This window comes from Bradyrhizobium sp. CCGUVB23 (genome assembly GCF_024199885.1).
GTDB lineage: Bacteria > Pseudomonadota > Alphaproteobacteria > Rhizobiales > Xanthobacteraceae > Bradyrhizobium.
The window spans coordinates 6,025,932-6,046,696 of sequence record NZ_JANADQ010000001.1; the positions used below are offsets into that span (position 1 = coordinate 6,025,932).

19 protein-coding genes and 1 tRNA gene are annotated in these 20,765 nt (G+C 63.4%); 12 read left to right on the top strand and 8 right to left on the bottom strand.

What is annotated here, in order from left to right; all coding sequences use genetic code 11:
• Window positions 1-6 precede the first annotated feature (6 nt).
• From fliF to NLN62_RS27835, 4 genes are all read right to left on the bottom strand, one after another.
• Window positions 7-1,632, bottom strand: a complete 1,626-nt coding sequence (gene fliF, locus NLN62_RS27820; protein WP_027523201.1) for a flagellar basal-body MS-ring/collar protein FliF — start codon at window positions 1,630-1,632, stop codon at window positions 7-9.
• 179 nt (window positions 1,633-1,811) lie between these two features.
• Window positions 1,812-2,087 (bottom strand): DUF1153 domain-containing protein, encoded by a 276-nt coding sequence (locus tag NLN62_RS27825; RefSeq protein ID WP_002714638.1) that lies wholly within the window; start codon window positions 2,085-2,087, stop codon window positions 1,812-1,814.
• A gap of 374 nt (window positions 2,088-2,461) precedes the next feature.
• On the bottom strand, window positions 2,462-3,172 hold the full coding sequence (locus NLN62_RS27830; RefSeq protein ID WP_027523202.1) for a flagellar hook assembly protein FlgD: 711 nt from the start codon (window positions 3,170-3,172) through the stop codon (window positions 2,462-2,464).
• 12 nt (window positions 3,173-3,184) lie between these two features.
• Window positions 3,185-4,792, bottom strand: coding sequence for a flagellar hook-length control protein FliK (locus NLN62_RS27835; RefSeq protein ID WP_371933030.1), 1,608 nt, complete (start codon window positions 4,790-4,792; stop codon window positions 3,185-3,187).
• Window positions 4,793-5,165: 373 nt separating this feature from the next.
• Between NLN62_RS27835 and mnmA the strand changes: the two genes are divergently transcribed.
• The 3 genes from mnmA (at window position 5,166) to NLN62_RS27850 (ending at window position 7,503) form a co-directional block, all read left to right on the top strand.
• Window positions 5,166-6,347 (top strand): tRNA 2-thiouridine(34) synthase MnmA, encoded by a 1,182-nt coding sequence (gene mnmA, locus NLN62_RS27840; protein ID WP_027523204.1) that lies wholly within the window; start codon window positions 5,166-5,168, stop codon window positions 6,345-6,347.
• Between the two features lie 106 nt (window positions 6,348-6,453).
• The gene (locus tag NLN62_RS27845) at window positions 6,454-7,092 is read left to right on the top strand and encodes a class I SAM-dependent methyltransferase (RefSeq protein ID WP_027523205.1); all 639 of its coding nucleotides are present in this window, start codon (window positions 6,454-6,456) and stop codon (window positions 7,090-7,092) included.
• A gap of 45 nt (window positions 7,093-7,137) precedes the next feature.
• Window positions 7,138-7,503: a hypothetical protein gene (locus NLN62_RS27850; protein ID WP_027523206.1), complete on the top strand. Its 366-nt coding sequence runs from the start codon at window positions 7,138-7,140 to the stop codon at window positions 7,501-7,503.
• 167 nt (window positions 7,504-7,670) lie between these two features.
• On the opposite strand, the gene NLN62_RS27855 is transcribed toward NLN62_RS27850, so the two are convergent.
• Both NLN62_RS27855 and NLN62_RS27860 read right to left on the bottom strand, forming a co-directional pair.
• Window positions 7,671-7,747, bottom strand: a tRNA-Met gene (locus NLN62_RS27855).
• Between the two features lie 488 nt (window positions 7,748-8,235).
• Window positions 8,236-9,126 carry a LysR substrate-binding domain-containing protein gene (locus NLN62_RS27860; protein ID WP_027523207.1) on the bottom strand — a complete coding sequence of 297 codons (891 nt, stop codon included), beginning with the start codon at window positions 9,124-9,126 and terminating at the stop codon, window positions 8,236-8,238.
• Between the two features lie 111 nt (window positions 9,127-9,237).
• Here NLN62_RS27860 and NLN62_RS27865 point away from each other — a divergent pair, with 111 nt between their 5' ends.
• The 9 genes from NLN62_RS27865 to NLN62_RS53600 all read left to right on the top strand — a co-directional run bounded on the left by NLN62_RS27865 (window position 9,238) and on the right by NLN62_RS53600 (window position 18,642).
• On the top strand, window positions 9,238-9,987 hold the full coding sequence (locus NLN62_RS27865) for an SDR family NAD(P)-dependent oxidoreductase (protein WP_027523208.1): 750 nt from the start codon (window positions 9,238-9,240) through the stop codon (window positions 9,985-9,987).
• A 17-nt stretch (window positions 9,988-10,004) separates the two neighbouring features.
• Window positions 10,005-10,853 (top strand): transketolase, encoded by an 849-nt coding sequence (locus NLN62_RS27870; RefSeq protein WP_027523209.1) that lies wholly within the window; start codon window positions 10,005-10,007, stop codon window positions 10,851-10,853.
• 59 nt (window positions 10,854-10,912) lie between these two features.
• A complete protein-coding gene (locus tag NLN62_RS27875) occupies window positions 10,913-11,866 on the top strand; it encodes a transketolase family protein (protein ID WP_254113734.1) in 954 nt (317 codons plus the stop codon).
• Between the two features lie 51 nt (window positions 11,867-11,917).
• Entirely contained in the window at window positions 11,918-12,943 is a 1,026-nt protein-coding gene (locus tag NLN62_RS27880; RefSeq protein ID WP_027523211.1) for a TRAP transporter substrate-binding protein, read from the top strand.
• Window positions 12,940-14,808, top strand: a complete 1,869-nt coding sequence (locus tag NLN62_RS27885) for a TRAP transporter large permease subunit (RefSeq protein ID WP_027523212.1) — start codon at window positions 12,940-12,942, stop codon at window positions 14,806-14,808. The genes NLN62_RS27880 and NLN62_RS27885 overlap by 4 nt, the downstream gene beginning before the upstream one ends.
• Window positions 14,809-14,940: 132 nt before the next feature.
• Complete coding sequence (gene tkt / locus NLN62_RS27890) at window positions 14,941-16,896, top strand: transketolase (RefSeq protein WP_254110998.1); 1,956 nt, start codon at window positions 14,941-14,943, stop codon at window positions 16,894-16,896.
• Between the two features lie 74 nt (window positions 16,897-16,970).
• The gene (locus tag NLN62_RS27895; protein WP_254111000.1) at window positions 16,971-17,957 is read left to right on the top strand and encodes a D-2-hydroxyacid dehydrogenase; all 987 of its coding nucleotides are present in this window, start codon (window positions 16,971-16,973) and stop codon (window positions 17,955-17,957) included.
• A gap of 178 nt (window positions 17,958-18,135) precedes the next feature.
• Window positions 18,136-18,423: a hypothetical protein gene (locus tag NLN62_RS53595; RefSeq protein ID WP_371933031.1), complete on the top strand. Its 288-nt coding sequence runs from the start codon at window positions 18,136-18,138 to the stop codon at window positions 18,421-18,423.
• A 27-nt stretch (window positions 18,424-18,450) separates the two neighbouring features.
• On the top strand, window positions 18,451-18,642 hold the full coding sequence (locus tag NLN62_RS53600) for a hypothetical protein (protein WP_371933032.1): 192 nt from the start codon (window positions 18,451-18,453) through the stop codon (window positions 18,640-18,642).
• Window positions 18,643-18,647: 5 nt separating this feature from the next.
• On the opposite strand, the gene NLN62_RS27905 is transcribed toward NLN62_RS53600, so the two are convergent.
• Entirely contained in the window at window positions 18,648-20,060 is a 1,413-nt protein-coding gene (locus NLN62_RS27905; RefSeq protein ID WP_254111001.1) for a sensor histidine kinase, read from the bottom strand.
• Complete coding sequence (locus NLN62_RS27910; RefSeq protein WP_027523216.1) at window positions 20,057-20,722, bottom strand: response regulator transcription factor; 666 nt, start codon at window positions 20,720-20,722, stop codon at window positions 20,057-20,059. The genes NLN62_RS27905 and NLN62_RS27910 overlap by 4 nt, the downstream gene beginning before the upstream one ends.
• Between the last annotated feature and the right edge of the window lie 43 nt (window positions 20,723-20,765).

A 20,765-nucleotide genomic window follows, 5' to 3' on the forward strand; every position in this document is an offset into this window, starting at 1 on the left:
TCTCGATCATTTCGCGGGTTCGCTCAGCCATTGGCGGATGATGGCGACGGTTTCATTGGGGTTGCGCTCGGCGAGCTCACCGACGCGATGAACGGACTGGGCGTGGACCTGACCCTGGACGGTGGCGACGTCGATCGCGCTCGCCGTGGCGTTGCCGCTCGTGACCAGCGCGTGGCCGCCGCCCGAGGCGGAAGCGGATTCGTCGGTCAGCGCGGGCGCGCTCAGCGCGCTGGTCAAGGCCGCGACCTCGTCGGAGGCAAGGATTCGCTTCACCAGCGGCCGGATCACTATGAACATCACGACGAGGCCGAGCAGCATCATCACGCCGAGCTCGACGAAGTACATCACGTCGTCCTTGGTGAACTGGAGCATGCCGAGGAAGCCCGATGGTTCGGCGATCGGGGCGGTCGACGGCGCGTCGGCAAAGCGCAGGTTGACGACCTCGACCTGGTCGCCGCGCTTCTGGTCGAAGCCGATCGCCGAACGCACCAGCGTGGCGATGCGGTCGAGCTGCTCCTTGGTGCGGTCCTGATAGACCAGATCGCCCTTGTCGTTCTTGGAGTAGATGCCGTCGACCAGGACCGCGACCGAGATGCGGTTGACGCGGCCGGCCTCGGTCACCTCGGTCTTGGTGGTGCGGGAGATCTCGTAATTGTTGGTTTCTTCGGTCTTCTTGCTCTGGTCGCGGGCCGCGACCGCGGTGCCGCCCGATGAATTACCCGGTAGCTCGTTGTTGACGGTGACCTGGCCGTTGTTGTCGGCGGTGAGGCTGCTCTCTTCCCGGGTCTGGCTCGAGCGCAGCACGCGGCCTTCGGGATCGAATTTGTCGGAGGTCTGGGTGATCTTGTTGAAGTCGAAATCGGCGGAGAGCTGCACCCGGGCGCGGCCCGAGCCGACCACCGAGGAGACGATGTCCTCGACCTGCTTGCGCATCCGCTTCTCGAACGCGGTGCGGCGCTCGTCGCCGACGGCCTGCTCGGGATCGCTCGCCGCGCCATCGGCGAGCAACTGACCGGATTCGTCGACGATCGAGACGCGCTGCGGCTTCAACCCGTTGACGGCGGAGGCGACGAGATGGCGGATGGCGCGGATCTGCTGCGCCTCCAGCGAGCCGCGGACCCGCACCACGATCGAGGCCGATGGCTCGGGCGCCTCGCGCGAGAACAGCGGGCGCTCCGGCAGGACGAGGTGGACGCGGGCGGCCTGGATGCGGTCGATCGCGCGGATGGTGCGGGCGAGCTCGCCCTCCAGCGCGCGCAGATGATTGATGTTCTGGACGAAGCTGGTGGTGCCGAGCGCGTCCGACTTGTCGAACACCTCGTAGCCGATGCCGCCACCCTTGGGCATGCCGCCTTCGGCAAGCTTCATGCGCAGTCGCGTGACCTTGTCCTTGGGCACCATGATGATGCTGCCTTCATTGCGCAGCTCGAACTGGATGCCCTGACGTTCCAGGTCTTTGATAATGCTGGAGGAATCTTCGACGTTGAGGTCGGTGAACAGCGTCGTCATCTGCGGCGTGGTCACGCGCATGATGACAAAGGCAAAGAAGCCGATGAGTGCGGCGGTGACCGCGATCATCGCCCCGAACCGGGCGGCGCCGATACCTTTCAGGAAGTCCAACAGACCTTGCAAGCAATCGCCCCGCCAGATTCGGCCTGCAACCGGCAAGCCGACTGGGCAATTATTGCCTAGGTGATGGTTTCGATATGGTTAACGAAGATTAAGAGGTGGGACAAAAGTCGCGACATGAAAAAAATCGGCCTCGCAGAGCGAGGCCGATTTGCGTCAAACTTGGCGAATTTCCAGATCGCTTACTGGCGATACTGCTGGATGCGCGTGGTGCGCAGTCCGGCCAGACCATGCTGGTCAATGGAAAACTGCCAGGAGAGGAATTCGTCGACCGTCAGGGTGTAACGGCTGCAGGCTTCCTCGAGGGAGAGGAGGCCTCCTCGGACCGCGGCAACGACTTCAGCCTTGCGTCGGATGACCCAGCGTTTGGTCCCCGGTGCAGGCAGATCCGCGATCGTCAAAGGGCTGCCGTCCGGCCCGATGACGTATTTCACCCTCGGGCGATGGGGTTCTGTCATGGCGTACTCACAAACTCTCAACCACTGAACTCACGCCATAACCCTACGCCGGTCGGCTTAAAAATTGGCTAAGCCTAAGGCTTCAATACAATTCTCGTTGAAAATGGCTGGAACACGAGCGGCCCGGCGGGCGAGACGGGGGTCTCCAACCGGCCAAGCGGGGTAGAAGGTAAATACTTTACTAACTGGCGAGGCCTGCACGCGATGTCGCAAAGCCCCTCGACGTCGTCCTGGCGAAAGCCAGGACCCATTACCCCAGGGAGTAGTTCCTGCGAAGACTCGGGGTTACGCCTTCGCGTCAAAACGACTTTCGGTGGCTATGGGTCCTGGCTTTCGCCAGGACGACACTGAATTTGCTCCGGCAGCGCGCCGCTTTAATTGCTGCTGCTGACGATGCTCTTGACCTGGCTGACCGTGTAGGTGCTCCCGTCGATCGTCAGCAGGGGCGGCGACTGCGTCAGGTCGACTGAAGACACCGTGCCCTGAACCTGCGCGGCGACACCGACCGAATTCCCCGAGGCGTCCTTGCCGGTTGCGCTGATCGTGTATTTGCCGTCGGGCCACTGCGTGCCGTCATTGCCCTGGCCGTTCCAGGTGAACGGAATGTCGGAGCCGGCGCCGGCGGTGTACTTGCCGGTGAACACGGTCTGGCCGCTGGAGTTGGCGATCGAGATGTCGACTGTTGCGTTGGAGGGGACATTGAGGTGCCAGGTCGCCGACGAACTGGTCATCGTCGCGGTCGTGCCGTCGACCACCGCGGTCTTGCCGACGAAATTCAGCGCCTGGGTCGCCTGCGCGGTCTGCTGCATCGTCACCAGCGTGGAGAGCTCGGTGTTGGTCTTGAGCTGTTGCTCGACGCCGGCAAACTGCACGAGCTGCTGGGTGAACTGGTTGGTGTCGAGCGGATCGAGCGGGTTCTGGTTCTGGAGCTGCGTCGTGAGCAGCGTCAGGAAGGTCTGGAAATTACCCGCCAGCGTCGAGCCGGTGGTCGAGCTCAGGCTGGAGCTCGACGAGGACGACGAGGATGACGTCTGGGTCGTGCCCGAAACGACTGAAGGGGCAGTGGCGGCATTCGTGGTGGTCATGTCGAATACTCCTCACACTCTGATATCGACGCCGCTGCTCGATCCGAGCATGCGGCCGTAGCCGCGTCCCACGGGCGCGGCGGGAGCTGCGTCTTCGTCGCTGATGACCAGACGGCGGGAATTGCTGCCGTTGTCGTTGCCGTTGCTCGAGTTCTGCCCGGATGAATTCTGGTCGCGCAGGCTGAACGACAGGCCGTTGCTGCCTGTCTTGAGGCCCGCATCGTCGAGCGCGCGCTGCAACTGCGGCGCGTCCTGTCGCAGCATCGACAGCGTCTCCGGCTTCTCGACGGTGAGATGCGAGGTGACTTGGCCGTTGCGGTCGACGTTGATGCGCACGTCGATGCGACCGAGCTCGGCCGGATCGAGGCTGATGTCGAACCGGGTCTTGCCGGCGCGCGCGGCCGCGGCGATCTCGACCGGCACCCCGCTGATCGGCACGGCGGTGGCGGTCGCCGCGGTCGCGGTCAGCGTCGCCGTCGATGCGCCGGCGACCGAGGTCGTCGTGGTCTGCGGAGCCTGCACTGCGGCAGCGGCCTGGGCGCTGGTGTCCGTCGTGCTCGTCAGCGTCTGAGTTGCTGCCGTGTGGTCGTGCGTCGATACCGCGGCGGGCGCGGCCGGAGCGGTCTTGTCCGATACATCGGCCTTGGCCTCGGTCGTGTTGCCCTCGACCTGCGGCCTGGCGGCCTGCGGATGCACGGCCGCGTTCGGATTCGTGGCCATCGCCGCCTGGTTGGGCGTCGTGCCGGTCGTGCTCGTCTTGCTCGGATCCTGCCCGACGTTGGAAACGTCGGTGTTCTGTTGTGCCGTGGCGGCCGCCTTGAACGAGGTCTTGGGCGTCGCCTGGGCAACAGTGGCGGTCAGAGCGCCCTGGGCTTGTGGATCGGTTGGCGACGCGTCGGTTGTCGCGGCGGCGGCCGCATCCGTCAGCGCGGCTTTCGCGGCGGTGCCGGCATCGGCGGTCGCGGCGGTCTTGTCGCCGGTCGCGTCGGTCTTGACGGCCGGCGTAGCGATCTGCGCCGCGGTCGAGGCACTCGCGGCGATGCCGGCGGCTGCGATTGTCAGCGGTGAACTTGAATTGCTGGCAGCCTGGCTGGCGGCCGCGTTCGGATCGACCGGTAGGACCGGGGCCGCGACGACGATGGCATTCGGATCGGGCGTTGCAGTCGGTGCGGTGGTTGCCTGCGTGGGATCGGCCTGAATGGCGGTGGCCGGGCCGTCCGTGTCCTCGGTCTTGTCGCCCTTGCTGTCGTCGGATTTTTCGGCCGATTTCGTGCCGGAGGCGTCTGACTTGCCTTTGGTCTTGTCGGTCGCCTTGGTGGGGGCGGCCGGTGTATCGCTGGCGGCAGACGTCGAACTGTCGGTCGTATCGGTCGATTTGCTCTGCGACGACGGATCGGTCGAGGAGGTGTCACGCGTGCTCTTTTCGGTGGAGGACGACGATGACGTGCTGTCTGTGCGGCGTGGTGCCGGGTCCGAGGTCGTGCTCGGCGTGCTGCTGGCAGCCGCCGTGTTGCTGTCGACGAGCGCGCCGAACGGGTCGTTCGCCGTCGACCCCTGCGAGCGGGCAGGTTTCGGCGGCGCGGTCTGGACCGACACGCTTGCGGCTACATCTGACGTCACGCTGACCACGGACACGCCCCTTGCAATGAACTCGAGACAAGGGGTTAGCAAGGAGTGGGCCAGCCCGGCTAAGAGTGGCTTTATATAATAAAATCAAATGCTTGACGCATTCCGCGTGCCACGGTGAAGACCTCGGAAACACGGCCCATTTCTGCCTCCCGGCAAGAATTGCCCTAAGCGCGTGGCGAAAGTCTCCCCTGCGATTGCTTCACGGGAATACGGCCTATATTAAAGGGTAGCTCTCAGCCGCTTTCGACCGGGCAAGCCGACCTCGTGGAACTATTTCCGTTCCCTGAGACCGCCCCTTTCCCGACCGATCAACGCGGGGCCAGCGGAACACTTCTGCAGCAAGTCGCATTCAACAGCCGGAACCATGCGCAACAGTCTGGATCTCGAAGGCCGTCCGCAGGACACCAGGGTCGTCGTCGCCATGTCGGGCGGCGTGGACTCCTCGACGACGGCTGCGCTGCTGAAGGCCGAAGGTTACGACGTCGTCGGCATCACGCTGCAGCTCTATGACCACGGTGCGGCGACCCATCGCAAGGGTGCCTGCTGCGCCGGCCAGGACATCCACGACGCGCGCGACGTTGCCGCCAAGCTCGGCATTCCCCATTACGTACTCGACTACGAGGACCGCTTTCGCGAGTCCGTCATCGACAATTTTGCCGATAGCTACGCGCTCGGCGAGACGCCGGTGCCATGCATCGAGTGCAACCGCTCCGTCAAGTTCCGCGATCTCCTGAAGACCGCGCGCGAGCTCGGTGCGGTCGCGCTTGCCACCGGCCACTATGTCGCCTCGCGTGGCCTCGCCGACGGCTCCCGCGCGCTGGTCTGCGCTGCAGATAGCGAGCGCGACCAGAGCTATTTCCTGTTCGCGACCACGCGCGAGCAGCTCGACTACTTGCGCTTTCCCCTCGGCGACATGACCAAGCCCGAAACGCGCGAGCTCGCCCGCCGCTTTGGCCTCAACGTTGCGGACAAGCACGACAGCCAGGACATCTGCTTCGTGCCCACCGGGCGCTACACTGACATCATCACCCGGCTGCGTCCCAATGCGATGGAGCCCGGCGACATCGTCGACCTCGACGGCCGCGTCATCGGCCAGCATCACGGCATCGCCAATTTCACCGTCGGCCAGCGTCGCGGGCTCGGCATCGCCTCCGGCTCACCGCTCTACGTGGTGCGGCTCGAGGCCGCGACCCGCCGCGTCGTGGTCGGGCCGCGCGATGCGCTGAAGATGCACCGCATCGTGCTGCGCGACGTCAACTGGATCGGCAACGGCGATATCGATCGCGCCATCGGCGGCGGCCTCGAGATGTTCGTGCGCGTGCGCTCGACCCGCGCGCCGCAGCCGGCGTGGCTGCGCGGCGGCAACGGCCATTACGAGGTCGAACTCGTCGCCGGCGAAGAGGGCGTCTCGCCGGGACAGGCCTGCGTGTTCTACGATGCGCCCTCGGGGCAGGCGCGCGTGCTCGGCGGCGGCTTTATCCAGAGCGCGGCCGCGAAGGTCGCAAGCGATGCGGCGCGGCCGTTCGCGGAAGCGCTGCGCGGCTAGCGCATGATCCGGAAAAGTGTGCAGCGGTTTTCCCTCGCGACAAACGCGGAACGCGTTTGCGCGGAGATCATGCGCAACATAAGAATCTAATTACAGGGCAGGGGGCATGGCAGCAGATATCTCGCGTGCCGGGGTCGAGAAGGCCTATGGCCGCTGGGCGCCGGTTTACGATCTCGTGTTCGGCAAGGTGTTCGATGCGGGGCGCCAATCGACCATTGCGGAGGCCGACAAGATCGGCGGCCGCATTCTCGACGTCGGTGTCGGCACCGGCCTGTCGCTGTCGGATTATTCGCGCTCGACGAAAATCTGTGGCGTCGACATTTCCGAGCCGATGCTGCGCAAGGCGCAAGCGCGCGTGCGTGCGGAAAAGCTCGGCAATGTCGAGGTGCTCAGCGTGATGGATGCGAAGAACCTTGCATTCCACGACGGCTTCTTCGATGCGGTGGTCGCGCAATATGTCATCACCGCGGTGCCCGATCCCGAAGGTACGCTCGACGAGTTCGTGCGTGTGCTGAAACCGGGCGGCGAGCTGATCCTCGTCAATCACATCGGCGCCGAGAGCGGACCGCGAAAACTGTTCGAACTCGCTTTTGCACCGCTCGCGCGCAGGCTCGGCTGGCGCCCGGAGTTTCCCTGGGACCGCCTCGTCGACTGGCAGAAGCGCCACGGCGGCATCACGCTCGCCGAGCGGCGGCCGATGCCGCCGATGGGGCACTTCTCGCTGATCCGCTACCGCAAATCGTAATGTTCAGAGGCGGAACACGCGGCGCGGCCCGCGCGTTTTCCGTCCATGCGCACGAGATCGAAACTCATTCTCGCAAGCCTTTTGATCGCAGCCTCCGGGCCTGCGATCGCACAGGCTCCGCCCAGCCCGGCGACGCCGCCGCAGGCGACCGCGCCGCCGCCCCCGCAGCGCGCCAGCGACTGCACGCCGACCCAGACGGATCGCCCTCGCGGCACCGTGAAGCCCGATGGCCAGACCACCGGCCAGGCGAGGGAACCACTGGGCGACAAGCTCGCGCAATCCGACGGCGTCCTCTGCCCGCCCACAGGCGTCGACCCCGAAATGCGCGCGCCTGCGCCGGATGTCGGCAAGACCCCGATCATCCCGCCCCCCGGCAGCCCGGGCGGCGATCCCAATGTGAGGCCGAAGTAGGGCTCGTTTCTTCGCCTTTCCTCGCGCGCGAATTTCGGGTGAGGGTGTCACCGTCCACCCGAAAGGGCCATGGCAAGGCTTCCAGGTCTCGGTCGAAGACAAGCTTGCCGCGCTAATCGGCGGGGGCCCTCTGCGCAGGCCCACCACAATCAATAATGGGTCATACGTGGTAGCGGGGGAGGGACTCGAACCCCCGACCCCAGGATTATGATTCCCGTGCTCTAACCAGCTGAGCTACCCCGCCACAGGGCTCGCACGGCCGAAGCGGCCATCTCGCGAACGCGCGGCATATAAGGAAGGGGGCGGCGGGCTGTCAAGCAAAGCGGGTGCGTTGGTGGGTCGATTTCGTGACGGAATCTGGCCCCTTTGGCTCCGAACTCGTCTGCTCCTGGGCACTCCGAGGAGAGCGCTATGCACAGGGTCCGAAAATCGTCAATCGGGGAACCGCGATCGTCCTCTGCTCCCGAATGGCCGGCCATTGTCCCATCGCCGGCTTCGCGGTGGACGTTTTCTCCGTTGAGATCGTGTGCGATTCCCCGGGCGTTCGTCCTGCGCCGTGTGCCGTAAGCGCGGGCTCTTAACTAGCTTTGCGCACTGTCTGCAAGAATTCCGCTTAACCTTTTGCGGCGGGCGGCCGTGATGCATGGGGGGTGCGGTGATCAGGACGTTGGTGATCTGCGCCGGACTGTAATCCGACGGGCTGGCCGAATTCGAGCCTGGTGTCGTGAGCGCCTAATTCTTCGAGCGGCCTGAGAGGCCCAATTCCCCGGCGATCCATTTCGTGAACGTGCGGACCGATTGTCTGTGCTTCGCCTGCGGGGGGCAGACCAGATAGTGGCCCACATACGTCACATCTCGAGCGTGGCCGGCAAGGGGGGCGACCAATTGGCCGTTCGCGAGTTCGCGCTCGGCAAGCCGGGTGGATTCCAGGGTCACGCCAAGACCGTCGGTCGCTGCAGCTATAGCCATAAAGCTTCGGTCAAAACGAAATCCACCAGGGCTTGGTGCAGAAAGGCCGTTTGCGGCGAACCAGGCGTTCCAGCGGACGCGTTTCTGCTCGCTTTCGATAAGCGCCAGTTTCAAAAGATCCGCAGGCTCGCGGATCGTGCCCGCGAGGGAAGGCGCGCACATCGGGCGCACGGTCTCCTCGCCAAGCGGCAGCACCGACAATCCCTCTTGCCGCGGCGGCCCGTAGCAAATGTCGACATCGAACTCATCGTTGCGAAAATGCGGATAGTCGACGCCGGCGGCCAGCCGTACCTCCAGTTCAGGATGTTCCTCTATCAACCTTCGCAACCGCGGCATGAGCCACTGCGCCGCCATGCTCGGCGCACAGTGAAGCCGCAACAAGTTGGATGAGCGCGCGCTCGCGACCTCGAGGCCATGTCTTAGCTCGTCGAATCCACAGGAGACCCGGCGCAAGAGCGCATCGCCCGCCGGACTCAGCCGGACATTGCGTCCTTCCCGCTCAAAAAGCGTCGTTCCGATCTGATCTTCGAAGGTTCGGATCGCGTGGCTGACTGCACTCGGCGTCAGTGCCAATTCGGTCGCGGCCGCGCGAAATGATCCGGTGCGTGCAGCAGCCTCGAAAACTCTCAACGCTCCGAGAGGAAGCTTGGACATGCCACAGGTGAGCACAGTTCACCTATTAGTGCAAATTTCGCCTATTTTCGCGTCACACCGCCCCGACCATAGTCCGCCCCCAACAAACAAGCTCTCTCGGAGGAAACAAGTATGCTTCTTGCAGGCAAGACTGCGATCATTTCTGGCGCCGCTGGGGCGCGCGGCATCGGCTTCGCTACCGCAAAAACGTTCGCGCAAAATGGTGCGCGCGTTGCGATCCTCGACATCGACGGCAAGAGCGCGGCCGGCGCCGCAGCCGAGCTCGGCACGAACCATGTCGGCGTTGCCTGCGATGTGACCAACAAGGCCGACTGTGAGCGCGCCGTTGCCGACGTTCTCAAAGCGTTCGGCCAAATCGACATTCTGATCAACAATGCCGGCATCACCCAACCGGTCAAAGTGTGGGACATTTCGTCGGAGGATTGGAACCGCATTCAAGACGTCAATCTGCGCGGTGTGCTTTTTCTTTCGCAGGCGGTGATGCCGCATATGCGGAACCGCAAGTCCGGCGCGATTGCCTGCATGTCCTCCGTCTCCGCCCAGCGCGGTGGCGGCATTCTCGGCGGCGCGCATTATTCGGCAGCCAAGGCCGGCGTGCTCGGCCTTGCCAAGGCGATGGCGCGCGAGCTCGGCCCCGATGGAATCCGCGTCAATTGTGTTACGCCAGGTCTGATCCAGACCGACATCAACGCGGGCAAGATCTCCGACGAAAAGCGCAAGGAGATTATCGACGGCATCCCGCTTGGCAGGCTCGGCGTGCCGCAGGATGTTGCCAACATCTATCTCTTCCTGGCCTCCGATCTCTCCGCCTACACGACGGGCGCGGTGATCGACGTCAACGGCGGCATGCTCATCCACTAGGGCAGGGGAGGGAACTCATGGAAGATGCCGCTTCGCGCATCAACGAGCCCAGCCTTGCAGAGCGCGCGTATCGTATCCGCCGCAACGCGGTGCGGATGGGTGAAGTGCAGGGCCAAGGCTACATCGCGCAGGCCCTCGACATCGCCGACGTGCTGGCAGTGGCCTATTTCCACGCCATGCGCTACCGGCCCGAGGATCCTGCCTGGGAAAAGCGCGACCGTTTCCTGCTCTCGAATGGCCACTACGCCATCGCGCTCTACGCCGCACTGATCGAGGCCGGGATCGTTCCGGAAGCCGAGCTCGAGACCTACGGCTTCGACGACAGCCGGCTGCCGATGTCCGGCATGGCGAGCTACACGCCCGGCATGGAAATGTCGGGTGGCTCGCTCGGCCTCGGCTTGAGCATTGCCGTCGGCATGTGCCTGGGTCTGAAGCGAAAGGGCTCCGACAGCCGCGTCTACACGCTGTTTTCCGACGGCGAACTCGACGAGGGCTCCAAGTGGGAGGCGATGATGTCCGCCGCTCACTACAATCTCGACAATCTCATTGCGATCGTCGACGTGAACAACCAGCAGGCCGATGGGCCGTCCAAGCAGATGATGGGCTTTGAGCCGCTCGCGGACAAGATGCGTGCGTTCGGCTGGTTCGTGCAGCGCGTCGATGGCAACGATCTCAACGCGGTGGTTGCCGCGTTCGATGCGGCCAGGACGCACGAGGGCGCAAGGCCGCGCATGATTATCGCGGATACCCTGATGGGGAAGGGCATTCCATTCCTTGAGGCGCGCGAACGCAATCACTTCATGCGTGTGGATGCACACGAATGGAAGCTGGCGCTGGAAGCTCTCGACGAAGGGAGGCGTGCGTGAAGCCGGTCTCGAATACGACAAGTTCTACTGCTGCCAAACCGCGGCTGACCACCTCGGCGATGATCGCCTCGATCGCTGCCGAAGGGCAGCGGACGAAGCCGGCGCCGTTCGGCCATGCGCTGATCGAGGTCGCACGGCAGCGTCCCGACATCGTCGGGATGACCGCGGATCTCGGAAAATATACCGACCTTCACATCTTTGCGAAGGAATATCCCGACCGCTACTATCAGATGGGCATGGCCGAACAGCTCCTGTTCGGAGCTGCATCAGGCCTCGCAGCAGAAGGCTTCACGCCGTTCGTTACGACCTACGCGGTGTTCGCGTCTCGCCGGGCCTACGACTTTATTCATCAGACGATCGCGGAGGAAGACCGCAACGTCAAGATCGCCTGCGCGCTTCCTGGTCTTACCTCCGGCTACGGACCGAGCCACCAGGCCGCCGAGGATCTCGCGCTGCTTCGCGCGATGCCCAACATGACCGTGATCGATCCTTGCGACGCCCACGAGATCGAGCAGGCGGTGCCGGTGATCGCTGCCCACCAGGGGCCGGTTTATATGCGGCTGTTACGCGGACAGGTGCCGCTCGTGCTCGACGAGTACGGTTACAAGTTCGAGCTCGGCAAGGCAAAGCAGCTCCGTGATGGCGCCGACGTCCTCTTCATCTCCTCGGGCCTGCTCACCATGCGCGCGCTGGAAGCAGCAAAGCAGCTTGAGGCCGACCGCATCAGCGCCGCCGTGTTGCATGTCCCAACCATCAAGCCGCTCGATGTCGAAACGATCGTGGAGACCTGCCGCAAGCCGGGCCGGCTCGTTGTCGTTGCCGAAAATCACACCGTCATTGGCGGATTGGGTGAGGCGGTCGCGGCAGCCCTGATGCGAGCTCGCGTCCATCCTGCGTTCCATCATATCGGATTGCCGGACGAATTCCTCGCTGCGGGCGCGCTGCCGACGCTGCATGACCGTTATGGCATCTCGACGGAGGCGATCTGCGCGTCAGTCAAAAAATGGCGATGAAGGACCAACCTTCCGCAATACACATCACAAAACAACATTAGGGAGAACGAAATGACGAAGGAAACGAAGAAGGGCCTGACTCGCCGTGCGGTGTTGGCCGCCGGTGCCTCCATTCCGCTGGTGTCGATCCTGTCAAAGCGCGGTGATGCCGCGGAGTTCACTCTCAAATTCGCAACCGGACAGGACCCGTCCCACCCGGTCAACAAGCGTGCGCTCGAGGCCATCGATCGGATCAAGCAGGCGACCGGCGGGCGCGTTGAAATCAATCTGTTTCCCGCCAATCAGCTCGGCTCCGACATCGACCTTCTCGGTCAGATCCGCAATGGTGCCGTAGACTTCCTCAATATCGGTGCCTCGGTTCTCGCCACGCGGATTCCGACCGTCGGCATCGTCAACACGGGGTTTGCCTTCGCCTCTTACGACGATGTCTGGAAGGCGATGGACGGCGATCTCGGAAAGTTCGTCAAAGCCGAGATCGAGAACACCGGCACGCTTCAGGTGTGCAAATCCTGGGACAACGGGTTCCGCCAGCTCACATCCTCGACCCGCGAGATCAAGACACCCGATGACCTCAAAGGGTTCAAGATGCGGGTTCCGCCTGCTCCGATTCTCACCAACCTGTTCCAGGCGCTTGGTGCCGGCCCGACGCCGATCAACTTCAACGAAGTCTATTCCGCGTTGCAGACCAAGATCGTCGAAGGCCAGGAGAACCCTCTCGCGATCATCGCTACCGCCAAGCTCTACGAGGTGCAGAAGTATTGCAGCCTCACCAGCCACGTGTGGGACGCCTACATCGTTCTCGGTAATCCCCGGACGTTCTCACGCTTTTCGACCGATGTGCAGGAGATCGTCACACGCGAGCTGAACAAGGCGGGAGAAGACGAGCGAGCCGATATCGCGGCGCTTTCCAAGTCGTTGCGGTCGGACCTGACGGCCAAGGGTCTCAATTTTGTCGAGGTCGACCAAGCGGTGTTCCGGTCCGCACTTGCCAAGACCAAATTCTATTCGGACTGGCACGCAAAGTTCGGTGAGAAGGGGTGGACGATTCTCGAGCAGGCGGTTGGCAAGCTCGGATGAGTATCGCCCACGCCAAAAGCGCAGCGGTCGTCGCCACGGGACCGGCGCTGGCGTCCATACTGGACCGATGGCTTACGCTGATCACCGAGCCGCTGGCCGCTTTCGCAGTCACGGCCGAGATCGTTATCCTGCTCACAGGCGTCGTGTCGCGTTTCGTCTTTAACAATCCGCTGACATGGTCGGATGAGCTGGCGTCGATCACGTTCCTGTGGCTTGCAATGTTGGGCTCCGCCATTGCGCTCCGGCGTGGCCAGCATATGCGCATGACGGCACTGGTTGAGCGGACTTCGGGTGCGACACAGGAATTGCTCGAAGCAATGGCGACGGCTGCGCCCGCGCTCTTTCTCCTTCTGATCCTCGCGCCTTCGATCGATTTCGCAGAGGATCAGAGCTTCGCATGGACGCCCGCGCTCGGACTGAACGACAGCGTTCGCGCGGCGGCTGTGCCGACGGGCGTGGTGCTGATGCTGGCTGCCAGTCTCGTGCGCTGCATGCGGCTCGGAGTTCGCGAACTGTTGCTGGCAATTGCGGTTCTGGCGGCTCTGGCACTCTGTCTTTACTGCCTCGGTCCCTGGATCGTTGCGATCGGCAACTGGAATCTGTTGCTGTTCTTTGCACTGCTTCTGGGCGGAGGCGTTCTTGCGGGAGTGCCCATTGCCTACTGCTTCGGCCTTGCGACCGTCGCCTATCTCATGGTCGCGACCACGACGCCGCTGCAGGTGATCCCGGGGCGTATCGACGAAGGCGTGAGCTCGCTCATCCTGCTCGCGGTGCCGCTGTTCGTCCTGCTCGGCTATCTCATCGTGATGACGAAGATGGCGGCGGCCATGGTGAACTTTCTCGCCGCACTTGTCGGCCACGTGGAAGGCGGGCTCGCCTATGTGCTGCTCGGGGCCATGCTGCTGGTCTCGGGAATTTCCGGTGCCAAAACCGCTGATATGGCGGCCGTCGCACCCGTGCTCTTCCCAGGCATGAAGCGGCGGGGCATTCATGAGGGCGAACTGGTCTCACTGCTGGCGGCCTCCGGCGCCATGGCGGAAACAATCCCGCCGTCGATCGTGCTGATCATCATCGGTTCTGTGACCGGTGTGTCGATTGCCGCGCTCTTCACCGGTGGCATTCTGCCCGGCATCGTGCTCGCTCTTGCACTCGCCCTGGTCGCGCGGCGTCGGATGTCCGAAGGCGCCGGCACCGACCGCGGTGTGACATCATTGCGCGAGATTGGTCGCAGTTTCGTTATCGCAGCGCCCGCTTTGGCCCTGCCGATCGTCATCCGCGCTGCCGTGACGGAGGGCGTTGCGACAGCGACCGAAGTTGCCACGATCGGCATCGCCTACACTATCATCGTCGGAATCATCGTCTACCGCTCGTTCAACCTGCGTGAACTCTATCCCGCGCTGGTTGGAACGGCGGCACTGTCCGGCACCATTCTGTTCATCATTGGCACTGCGACCTGCATGTCCTGGGCGCTGACGCAGTCGAACTTCTCGCATACGCTGGCGACGGCGCTCGCGCATGCTCCCGGCGGATATTATGGCTTCCTCGTCGGTTCGATTGCGCTGTTCATCGTGCTCGGCAGCGTGCTCGAGGGCATCCCCGCCATGGTGCTGTTCGGGCCTCTGCTGTTTCCGGTCGCCAAGCAGCTTGGCGTGCACGAAGTGCATTATGCGATGGTTGTGATCCTGGCGATGGGGATTGGCCTTTTCGCACCGCCTTTCGGCCTTGGCTATTACGCAGCCTGCTCGATCGGGCAGGTCGATCCGAATGCCGGCCTCAAGCGCATCTGGAGCTATCTTGCTGCGCTGGTGGTTGGCCTCCTGGTCGTCGCTTTCGTTCCCTGGATTTCGACTGGATTCCTCCCGTGACGCGCCGGACGCGCGTTTGACCCGGCAGCCTCCGTTCGGCGGAGGCTGCGCCGAACTGGTATTTTTCCGATGTCCGTTCACTCTTCCGTTGCTTCACCTGTCGCGCAAGCGTCGGCCGATCTGGACACGCGGATGGCTGATGCCATTCGTTTCCTGTCGCTCGACGCCATCGAAAGGGCGTCCGACGGTCATCCCGGTGCGCCGCTCGGCTGCGCCGAGATTGCGACCGCGCTGTTCACGCAGCATATCAAGTGCAATCCGCTCGATCCGCTCTGGCCGGATCGCGACAGGTTCGTCCTGTCGAACGGTCACGGCTCGATGCTGATCTATGCGCTGCTGCATCTGTCGGGCTATGCCGCCTTTCCGATCGAAGAGATCAAGCGTTTCCGCGAGCTGGGCTCGCACACGCATGGCCACCCCGAACGAGCGCCCGAGCTCGGCATCGAGGTCACGACCGGTCCGCTCGGGCAGGGCATCGCCAATGCGGTCGGCATGGCAGTCGCGGAAGCCTGGCTCAATGCAACGTTTGGCGATGGAATCGCCAACCATCGCACCTACGCGATCGTCGGCGATGGCTGTCTCCAGGAAGGGATCGCCCACGAGGTGATTTCGCTGGCGGGCCATTTACGCCTTGGCAAGCTCTGCTTCCTTTGGGACGATAATCGGATGACCGATGACGGTCACACGGATTTCTCGATCTCGGAAGATGTCCGCGCGCGTTTCCGCATCGCCGGTTGGCATGTCATCGATGCAAACGGACACGATATCGACTCGGTTTCCGCGGCGTTGCTGCTCGCCAAGGAAGACCCGCGCCCGACGATGATCGCTTGCCGCACCACCATCGGCAAGGGCTTGCCGCGTCTGGAAGGCCAGCGCGGAGCCCACGGCGGTCGTGTGTTCGCGAGGGATCTGGAGGAAGCGCGTGTGGCCGCTGCTTGGACCGCCGGACCATTCGAGGTTCCAGGCGATGTTGCGGATGGCTGGAAGGCTGGCGTACTCGATCGCAACTTGCCGACATACGAGGCGTGGCGCGCGCGCGTCGCAGCGATGTCGCCGGAGAAGCGAACCCTGTTTGAGCGTGTGATGGCCGGCGATCTGCCAAGCGGCTGGATCGATACCCTCGCCGCATGGCGCCGCAAGGTCGCGGTCGAACGACCGAACCGCTCCACGAACGAGGCAACCGCCGACATCGTGGCGCAGCTCGCCGAAGCGATCCCCGAACTGATCGCAGGCGCACCGGATCTCGAAGGACCGACCGGCTGCAAGCGTTCGCTTCACGCTTTCACACCGGAGAATCCCGCCGGTCGATATGTCCACTATGGTATCCGCGAGCACGCCATGGGGGCCATGATGAACGGCATGGCCGCGCATGGCGGCGTGCTGCCGCTTGGCGCAACCTATCTGGTGTTCTCCGACTATATGCGGCCGGCGCTGCGAATGGCGGCGCTCATGGAATTGCCGGTCGTGACCATTTACAGCCACGACTCCATCGGCATCGGCAAGAACGGTCCGACTCATCAGCCGGTAGAGTATCTGGCGGCGCTGCGCGCAATGCCGAATATGGCGGTCTTTCGGCCGGCCGATCATGTCGAGGCCGCCGAATGCTGGGAACTCGCGCTGCAGCGCAAGCGCGGGCCGTCCTCAATGATCTGCTCCCGGCAGGCCTTGCCGCCGGTGCGTGACGACGATGGTTCGGTGAACCGCTCGGCACGCGGGGCCTATCTACTCGCTGAAGCAGAGGGCGCGCGGCGCGTTACTCTTCTCGCGACGGGCTCGGAGGTCCAGATCGCGCTGGCGGCGCGAACCATCTTGCAGGCAAAGGGAATGCCGACCTCGGTCGTTTCCATGCCGTGTTGGGAATTGTTCGAGGAGCAGGATGAAGCCTATCGCGAGAGCGTCCTCGGCAAGGGCATCCGGGTCGCGATTGAAGCAGCGGTGCGCTTGGGCTGGGACCGTTGGATTGGGGAGCGTGGCGGTTTCATCGGAATGTCGAGTTTCGGGGCGTCGGGCCCAGGCGACGAGCTCTTCAACCATTTTGGCATCACGGCCGAGAAGGCAGCTGAATTGGCATTGAGGTTGCTTCGCTAACCGCCAGCCGGCGCGGGAGCACGTAATCTCCGCGCGCAAGGCCGGCACATTCGACAACTGACCGTGAGACCAAGATGACCATATCGGAACCAGTGCGCGTTGTTTTTCTTGACCGGGACACGATGCCACCAGACGTTCACCTGCGGGAGCCGTCCTTTCCGCATGAATTGCGGGAGTATGGCGCGACTGCACCCAAGGACGTCGCCGCACGGATCGCGGACGCCCATATTGTGATCACCAACAAGGCGCCGGTGCGACGTGCCGAGCTGGAAGCGGCGCCGAACCTGCGCTTTATCGCCATTGCAGCGACCGGCTCGGATGTCGTCGACATCCGCGCGTGCGAAGATCGTGGCGTCGCCGTTTCCAATATTCGCGGCTATGCGGTGAACACGGTTCCGGAGCACATCTTCGCATTGATCTTCGCACTACGTCGCAGCCTGACCGCCTATCGCGATTCCGTTCGCAATGGCCGTTGGCATGAATCCGGCCAGTTCTGCTATTTCGACTTTCCCATCCGCGACCTGGCCGGATCGACGCTTGGCATCATCGGAGATGGGACGCTGGGCCGCTCCGTTGCTGACATAGGCCGCGCACTTGGAATGCGCGTGTTGTTCTCCACGTACAAAGGCGTGGAGGGCATGGGTCCGCTCTATACCCCGTTCGAAGAGGTCTTGCGGACATCCGACGTCATCACGTTGCACGCGCCGCTGATGCCGGCAACGCGCAACATGATCGCGGCATCCGAATTCGCGATGATGGAACGCCGTCCACTCCTGATCAACACCGCGCGCGGCGGCCTCGTCGACGAGGTCGCGCTTGGCGATGCACTCCGCTCCGGTCAGGTTTCCGGAGCGGGATTCGACGTCGCTACCGTCGAACCGCCCTCAAGCGATCATCCGCTGATGCAGTTGGTAGGAATGCCAAACTTCATCCTGACGCCGCACGTCGCATGGGCAAGCCGCGAGGCCGTACAGGCGCTTGCCGACCAGCTCGTGGACAATATCGAGGCCTTCTGGGGCGGCAAGCCGCGCAATCTCGTCACCGTGGTTCCACCGAAATGATTCCTCGCTGCGCGGTGCCCGCGCTTCCATGAATTCATCAACCCAAAGCGCGATAGTGATTCAATCCAAACTCATCGGGCTTGAGCTCAGAAGGCCGCGCAGCGACGCAAGCAGCGCCTGCGCCGGGTGAGGCAGCATCTGCCCTGTCGCGCGGATAACAGAGAAAGACAACGTCCGGGTGGTGGCGCGGGGCGGCGGTGCGGCCGGAGCCAACCAGGGTTCGGCGGCGCTGTTTGAAACCAGCGTAACAGCATTCCTATCGGACATCGAATGCCGGGAGGAAATCTTCGGCGCCTCGTCCGTGCTGGTGCGTTGCCGCAGCCAGGCCGACATCCGCTCTGTGCTGGAGCTGCTGGAGGGGCAACTGACGATCACGCTACAGCTCGATGACGCCGACCGCGACGATGCGCGCGCTCTCCCTCCGGTCATCGAACGGAGGGCCGGCCGAATCGTCGTCAAGGGTTAGCCGACCGGCGTCGAAGTCGCGCACGCGATGGTGCACGGCGGACCGTTTCCGGCGACGTCGGATTCGCGCACGACATCGGTCGGGACGCTCGCCATCCGCCGGTTCCTGCGGCCGGTCTGCTATCAGGATCTGCCCGTGGACCTTTTGCCTCCGGCGTTGCAAGACGGCAATCCGCTTCATGTCCCGCGACTGATCGATGGACGTTTGACGCTGGAGTGATCTGGTCAGGGCATTGGTCCTGCGGGGAAGCTCACTGTAACGGCCAGGCCGCAGCCGTCGACGTTGTCCGTCAGTTCGATCGCGCCGCGACCCTGTCGCAGCAAGGTCCGGACGATGGACAGCCCGAGCCCGGAACCAGTCGGACGACCGGCCGCCGGAACACGATAAAAGCGATCGAATACCCTTTCCCGATGCTCGGCAGCGATGCCGGGTCCGTTGTCGGCGATCTTCACTGCATATCCGTCACTGAGTGCGAGCACGCTGACGACGACTGACCCGCCTTCTCGGTTGTACCGGATCGCGTTGTCGATCAGGTTGGTCAGTATGTCGTGCAGTGTCGAGGAATCTACGCTGACGAGCGCGCATTCCACGGCGGTATCAAATGCCAGATCGACGTTCTTGACTGCCGCAAATGGCGCCATCATTCCAACTGCCTCGCTCGCGCTCGAAACGAGATTGGTCTGCGTGACATGAAAGCTGGGTTCTGTGACTGTGGCCTGTTCTGCGCGGGCCATCGCGATAAGCTGGGCGACCAGCCGATCGAGATGTTTGGTAGATCGTTCGATCTCGGCAATCGTATCGATATTGTCGGGCAAGTGTCCCGCATCACGTTGCAGCAGCGCCAAATGAACTCGCAGTGACGCAAGCGGCGTCTTCATCTGGTGCGACGCGTCGGCTATGAAATCACGGATCAGCTGGATCGCGGCCTCGAGCCGCGCGAAGAGCTCATTCATCGCCCGAACGGGCGGATGCGCCTCATAGGGAATGTTCTCGAGCTCCAGCCGACGGAGGCCCGTTCCGGTGCCGAATTGCCGGGCGTCGATCTCACGTCCGAGATCCACAAGCGGCGCAAGTCCGCGACGGACCGCGAACCAGCCCAGCGCGGCGGCGGTGGCGATGATGCCGATTTCCAGCGCGGCGAGAGCGAGGAGAAGCTCGCGCTTCGCCGCGGTTCGTGCTTTCGTCGTCTCCGCAACCTGAACCAGGACGGGCAGAGGCTTGCCATAGGTGGCCTGAGTCGTGGCCGCAATGCGCACCGACATATCCTTGTAGCGAGCGTCGAAATGCTTGATGGTGCCGAGCGGAATGGCGGTCGGATCCGCGCGCGGCAAGTCCTGGTAGCCCGTGACTGGCGTCTGCTCGTAAGAAACGCTGTAGTAGACGCTGTCGTTGGCCCGCGTTTCGAGCATTCCAAGAGCGACTTGTGGAAGATCGACGGAGATCTCCCCGTCTTCCACGGCGATCCGCTCGGCGATCGCTTTCACCGAGCCATCGAGTACACGGTCGTAGGCCGTTTCGATGGTCTGGTTGATGAGCACCAGGCCGGCAAGGCCAAGGGCCGCAGCCAACGCGCTAGTTGGAATGAGCAGGTTGAGCAGGAGTGCGCGGCGCAGCGACGGTGCGCGTTTCGGTGTCACCTATCCTCCATGAGATAGCCGAGACCTCGGACCGTCTTGATCATGGGGCCGTCGGGAGCGAGCTTCTGCCGCAACCGAGCGATGTAGAGTTCGATCGCGTTCGGAGCTACGGGCTCGTCGAAGCCGAAAACCTCGGAAATCAGCCGCTCCTTTCGCACGAGCCGACCCGCATGCGACATAAGGATCTCGAGCACGGTGACTTCGCGCCGGCGCAGAATCAATGGCTTGCCGGCCAGTGTCGCCGTCGCAGAAGAGGTCTCGAACATCAAGGCCCCGCATTTCAGGACCGGATCGAGACGACCCTTGCCGCGCCGCACCAATGCCTTGACCCGCGCCTCGAACTCGTCAAGGTCGAACGGCTTCGTGAGATAGTCGTCGGCCCCGAGGTTGAAGCATCTCACCTTGTCTTTGACCTCCCCAAGTGCGGTGAGAATCAGAATCGGCACTTCGCAGCCATTGTTGCGCAGCCTGCGAAGCACTTCCTGACCCGGCAAATCCGGCAGGCCCAGGTCGAGTATGATGAGCGAATACGCCTCGGATGGGGCAATCTCGATGGCTGCCGTACCGCTCGCTTCGTGATCGACGGCGACGCCGGCGTGTGTCAGGGCCTTCTTGAGGCCCTTTACCAGCGACAAGTCATCCTCGACGATCAGGATACGCAAGACGACGGACCTCAAGCAGGGTGGGGCGTTGCCAAGTGCGACA

Coding starts and splice junctions, on each gene's coding strand:
- NLN62_RS27825 (WP_002714638.1), bottom strand. CDS start 2,087: ATGACAGAACCCCATCGCCCGAGGGTGAAATACGTCATCGGGCCGGAC.
- NLN62_RS27830 (WP_027523202.1), bottom strand. CDS start 3,172: ATGACCACCACGAATGCCGCCACTGCCCCTTCAGTCGTTTCGGGCACG.
- mnmA (WP_027523204.1), top strand. CDS start 5,166: ATGCGCAACAGTCTGGATCTCGAAGGCCGTCCGCAGGACACCAGGGTC.
- NLN62_RS27845 (WP_027523205.1), top strand. CDS start 6,454: ATGGCAGCAGATATCTCGCGTGCCGGGGTCGAGAAGGCCTATGGCCGC.
- NLN62_RS27850 (WP_027523206.1), top strand. CDS start 7,138: ATGCGCACGAGATCGAAACTCATTCTCGCAAGCCTTTTGATCGCAGCC.
- NLN62_RS27860 (WP_027523207.1), bottom strand. CDS start 9,126: ATGTCCAAGCTTCCTCTCGGAGCGTTGAGAGTTTTCGAGGCTGCTGCA.
- NLN62_RS27865 (WP_027523208.1), top strand. CDS start 9,238: ATGCTTCTTGCAGGCAAGACTGCGATCATTTCTGGCGCCGCTGGGGCG.
- NLN62_RS27870 (WP_027523209.1), top strand. CDS start 10,005: ATGGAAGATGCCGCTTCGCGCATCAACGAGCCCAGCCTTGCAGAGCGC.
- NLN62_RS27875 (WP_254113734.1), top strand. CDS start 10,913: ATGATCGCCTCGATCGCTGCCGAAGGGCAGCGGACGAAGCCGGCGCCG.
- NLN62_RS27880 (WP_027523211.1), top strand. CDS start 11,918: ATGACGAAGGAAACGAAGAAGGGCCTGACTCGCCGTGCGGTGTTGGCC.
- NLN62_RS27885 (WP_027523212.1), top strand. CDS start 12,940: ATGAGTATCGCCCACGCCAAAAGCGCAGCGGTCGTCGCCACGGGACCG.
- tkt (WP_254110998.1), top strand. CDS start 14,941: ATGGCTGATGCCATTCGTTTCCTGTCGCTCGACGCCATCGAAAGGGCG.
- NLN62_RS27895 (WP_254111000.1), top strand. CDS start 16,971: ATGACCATATCGGAACCAGTGCGCGTTGTTTTTCTTGACCGGGACACG.
- NLN62_RS53600 (WP_371933032.1), top strand. CDS start 18,451: ATGGTGCACGGCGGACCGTTTCCGGCGACGTCGGATTCGCGCACGACA.